Source organism: Mycobacterium sp. (genome assembly GCF_050700595.1).
Lineage (GTDB): Bacteria > Actinomycetota > Actinomycetes > Mycobacteriales > Mycobacteriaceae > Mycobacterium.
Genome location: NZ_JBOHHI010000150.1, coordinates 1 through 3596 on the forward strand (window position 1 = coordinate 1; position 3596 = coordinate 3596).

The 3596-nt window shown below is 64.8% G+C and carries 5 protein-coding genes; 1 reads left to right on the forward strand and 4 read right to left on the reverse strand.

The genetic code is table 11. The features are described 5' to 3' along the window. The 3 genes from ACRDTL_RS14050 to ACRDTL_RS14060 all read right to left on the reverse strand — a co-directional run. A partial coding sequence (locus ACRDTL_RS14050; RefSeq protein WP_431507319.1) for a class I SAM-dependent methyltransferase occupies window positions 1–737 on the reverse strand: 737 nt, incomplete at its 3' end. Window positions 738–748: 11 nt separating this feature from the next. Next, on the reverse strand, window positions 749–1777 hold the full coding sequence (locus ACRDTL_RS14055) for an NAD-dependent epimerase/dehydratase family protein (RefSeq protein ID WP_431507315.1): 1029 nt from the start codon (window positions 1775–1777) through the stop codon (window positions 749–751). Continuing rightward, entirely contained in the window at window positions 1774–2280 is a 507-nt protein-coding gene (locus tag ACRDTL_RS14060; protein ID WP_431507316.1) for a nuclear transport factor 2 family protein, read from the reverse strand. The genes ACRDTL_RS14055 and ACRDTL_RS14060 overlap by 4 nt, the downstream gene beginning before the upstream one ends. Window positions 2281–2411: 131 nt before the next feature. Between ACRDTL_RS14060 and msrA the strand changes: the two genes are divergently transcribed. Then, window positions 2412–2927: a peptide-methionine (S)-S-oxide reductase MsrA gene (msrA, locus tag ACRDTL_RS14065; RefSeq protein ID WP_431507317.1), complete on the forward strand. Its 516-nt coding sequence runs from the start codon at window positions 2412–2414 to the stop codon at window positions 2925–2927. 80 nt (window positions 2928–3007) lie between these two features. Here msrA and ACRDTL_RS14070 read toward each other — a convergent pair whose 3' ends face one another. Further along, window positions 3008–3475, reverse strand: coding sequence for a PaaI family thioesterase (locus ACRDTL_RS14070; RefSeq protein WP_431507318.1), 468 nt, complete (start codon window positions 3473–3475; stop codon window positions 3008–3010). Between the last annotated feature and the right edge of the window lie 121 nt (window positions 3476–3596).

A 3596-nucleotide genomic window follows, 5' to 3' on the forward strand; every position in this document is an offset into this window, starting at 1 on the left:
GCCTGGTAGCGACGCGGGAGCTGGTTAAAGGTGTCCGACTCGAACCACCGAACCCACCCCAGCAGCCGGGTGCCGGGTACCGCGAGCAAGATCTCGTCGGGCCCGTTGATTCCCCAGCACAGCGTCGATCCGGAACGGCGCACCACGGTGTTCATCCACTGCGACTTGATGCCGAGCCGGTTGAACGCGTCGAACTGCAACTCCCCCGAACCGAAGCGGTCGACCACTCGACGCAGCAACGCGGTGCCGTCGTGCTCGGTCAGGTACATGGTCAGGCCCTCGCCGATCATCAGCGTCGGCCGGTCGGTCGCAATGTCGTGCAGCCATGCCGGGTCGGTGACCGAGGCGGCGACGACGTGGTGGTGGTCAGAAGTTGGAAGCAACTGGCTGGCGAGTTCGGCGACGTCGGGGTGGTCGACGTCGTACCACTCGACGCCGGGACCGGGCTCGAGTCGCCAATATCGGCTGTCTAGGCCGCAACCCAAATGCAGCACCACGGCCTGCCGGTTGACGTCGAGAAACTGGCGCGCCCAGCTGTCGAAATGCGCCGAGCGGGTGGTCACCGACGGCGAATTTCGCGCCGTGATGGAGGTCTTGCTCCAGTCGTAGTCGATGCGTTCGACGATCTCCTTGGCGTGGTGATCGCCGAGAATCGGCGCCGTGAGATCGACGTCCAGCGCCTTGGCGTACAGCGTCGCCAGCATGGTCTGCGGCGCCCCGCTCAGTTCGACGCGCACCTTCTCGAAACTCACGTCGCAGTTGTGCTCTTACCCTTAGCGTTTCGAAGCTCGGCCCAGAATCGAGCGGCTTCGCGGATGGATTCTTCGACCGGGCGTGGTTGCCAGCCCAGCTCACGAACCGCCTTGCTGTGGTCGATCGCGGCTTCGGCGCGCATCATCCGCACCGAGGCGAGGCTGAGTTCGGCATCCTTGCCGGTGAGTCGGGCCCGCAGGCTGCCCGACGCACCCAGCGCGTAGAGCACCGGCACCGAAATCGACCGGCGCGGTGGCCGCACGCCGGCTTCGTCTGCGGCGATTTGCACGACCTGCTTCAACGGCATCATCCGTTCGGAGATCAGGTACCGCTCGCCGTTGCGCCCGCGCTCGGCGGCCAGGATCAGCGCCCTCGCGGCATCGTCCACACCGACGACTTCCAGTTCGATGCCGTCCATCAGAAACGGCAGCTTGCCGAACACCGCGCCGGCGATGAAGGCGCCGTGGGGGGTACGGCCCCAGTCACCGCTGCCGTACGTCGTCGAGACACACATCGAGACAGCGGGCAGGCCGGCTTCCGACGCATACCCCAGCACCAGGTCCTCGGCCTGCACCCGGGATTGCACGTACGGGGTGAGTCGGCGGCGATCGATTTGATCGTCTTCGGTGGCCACGTGGCCATGGCGGCGGCCGACCGTTGCGTAGGTGCTGGTGAAGACGAACCGGTGCAGGTTGGCCGCTATCGCTTTTTCACGGGCCACTTCCAGGACATTCCGCAACCCTTCGACGTTGGTGTGAAACAGCGGCGACGGATCGCGCAGCCACGCGCGGGTGTCCACCACGCAGTGGTAGACGTCGTCGCAACCATCCATCGCTTCACGCAGCGTGGCCGTGTCGAACACGTCACCGTGGAAGCTGGTGAGCGTCAGGTCGTCAATGGCGCGGGTGTTGGCGTTCGGCCGCACCATCGCCCGCACGTCGGCGCCGGCGGTGACGAGCTGGCGGGTGACGTGCGAGCCCAGGAAGCCGTTGGCGCCGATGACCAGCTTGGGTCGTGCGTTCATGCCTGGCCTCCGTACTCTCGCATCCAGCGGGCGGCATCCTCGTCGAGCGTGCCCAGCGCTTGCGCTTTGCTGCACCACTTCATCGCCGCGTTCACGAAGCGCAGCGGGTTGTAGATGTCCTCTTGACGGCACCACTGCCCGTCGCCGGCGTAGGTGATGATCGAAATGTTCGTCGCGCTGATGATGGTGCCATCACCGGGATCGGTCATCGGGTTGTCCAATTCGCAGATGATCCGCCCGGTGGGCTCGTCGATGACCGACCACAACGACGGGAACGCGGTCATGTGGCTACCCGGGAATGTCGTCATCGTCTTGCGGATCCAGCTACGCACCTGGTCGCGGCCCTTCATTGTGCCGGCGGCATGCTCGATGTAGTCGACATCGGGCGTGTAGTGCTTCACCCAGGCGTCCCAGTCCTTCGTCTCGGCGGCCCGGGCGACCGTCTGCTCGAATTTTGCGAATGCCTCCGCGAGCTCTGCGCGGGTGAAGATGCCGGCCGTCACGGATCAAACTAGAACACGTTCTACCGCGGTTTGTCGAGCAGTTCGCCGCCCGAGCGCCCAGCGCGGGATAATCGCGGGAGCAGTTCAGGTTGAAAGAAGTCGGAGCGAAACAGCGAAAACGAGGGAAAGCAATGACGACCTACCGCAAAGCGATCTTGGCCGGTGGCTGCTTTTGGGGCATGCAGGATCTGATCCGTAAGCAGCCCGGCGTGATCTCGACGCGCGTCGGCTACACCGGCGGCGACACCCCGAACGCGACCTACCGCAATCACGGCACCCACGCCGAGGCCATCGAGATCAGCTACGACCCGGCCCACACGGACTACCGCACGTTGCTGGAGTTCTTCTTCCAGATCCACGACCCCACCACGAAGAACCGGCAGGGCAACGACCTCGGGGCCAGTTACAGGTCTGCGATCTTCTATCTCGACGACGAACAAAAGCAGATCGCGTTGGAGACCATCGCTGATGTCGACGCGTCCGGCCTCTGGCCCGGCAAGGTGGTGACCGAAGTCAGCCTCGCCGGGGACTTCTGGGAGGCCGAGCCCGAACACCAGGACTACCTGCAGCACTATCCGACCGGGTACACCTGCCATTTCGTCAGGCCCGACTGGAAGCTGCCGCGGCGGGCCCGCATCGAGGGGTAACCAGGGCAGGTCGCGAGATTGCGCCTATGGCTGTGGTTTTCGAAATCACAACCCTCACGGCAATCTCGCGCGGTGAAAACCTAACGGCCGTGCGCGCGCAGCTGGTACCGGCCGCGGGTGGTGGCGACGGTCTGGCCCTCGGCGTCCTTCACCACCGCCTCCAGGATGAAGTCGGCCTTGCCCCGTTCGGCCGCTTCGGCGCCGACGCGGGCAATCGTCTGCTCATCGAGGCCGGCTTCGGCCCGCAAGTCTGACCGCGCCATGCCGACGAACTCGATGTCGACGTTTTTCACCAATGGAAAGTATTTGGCGCTGTCGAAGGTGCTCAGCGCGATGACTCCGCCGAGGACTTCGGCCACAGTGAACAGCACCCCCGCGTAGACCACGCCGAAGTGGTTGCCGTTGCCGTCGGCCGGTACGGTCGTGGCCGCGAAACCGGGCCGGGCCTCGACGACCTGCACGCCCATCTTGTGCGCGATGGGGATGGTCGATTGCATGGCGCCGTTCATCATCGCGACCAACTGGCCAGTGTCACCCGAGGTAGTCATTGGTAGTCAGGGGCGCGGTGTCTGCAGAGCAGATCCGTTTCCCCATCCCCCTTTCAATCCGTGCGTGCGGTTTTCCCGCACACGGCTTACCGATGATCTTCGTGACATGGTTACGCAGCCT

Bases quoted from the DNA above. Each gene is read 5' to 3' on its own strand.
- ACRDTL_RS14055 (WP_431507315.1), bottom strand. From the start codon at position 1,777: ATGAACGCACGACCCAAGCTGGTCATCGGCGCCAACGGCTTCCTGGGC.
- ACRDTL_RS14070 (WP_431507318.1), bottom strand. From the start codon at position 3,475: ATGACTACCTCGGGTGACACTGGCCAGTTGGTCGCGATGATGAACGGC.
- msrA (WP_431507317.1), top strand. From the start codon at position 2,412: ATGACGACCTACCGCAAAGCGATCTTGGCCGGTGGCTGCTTTTGGGGC.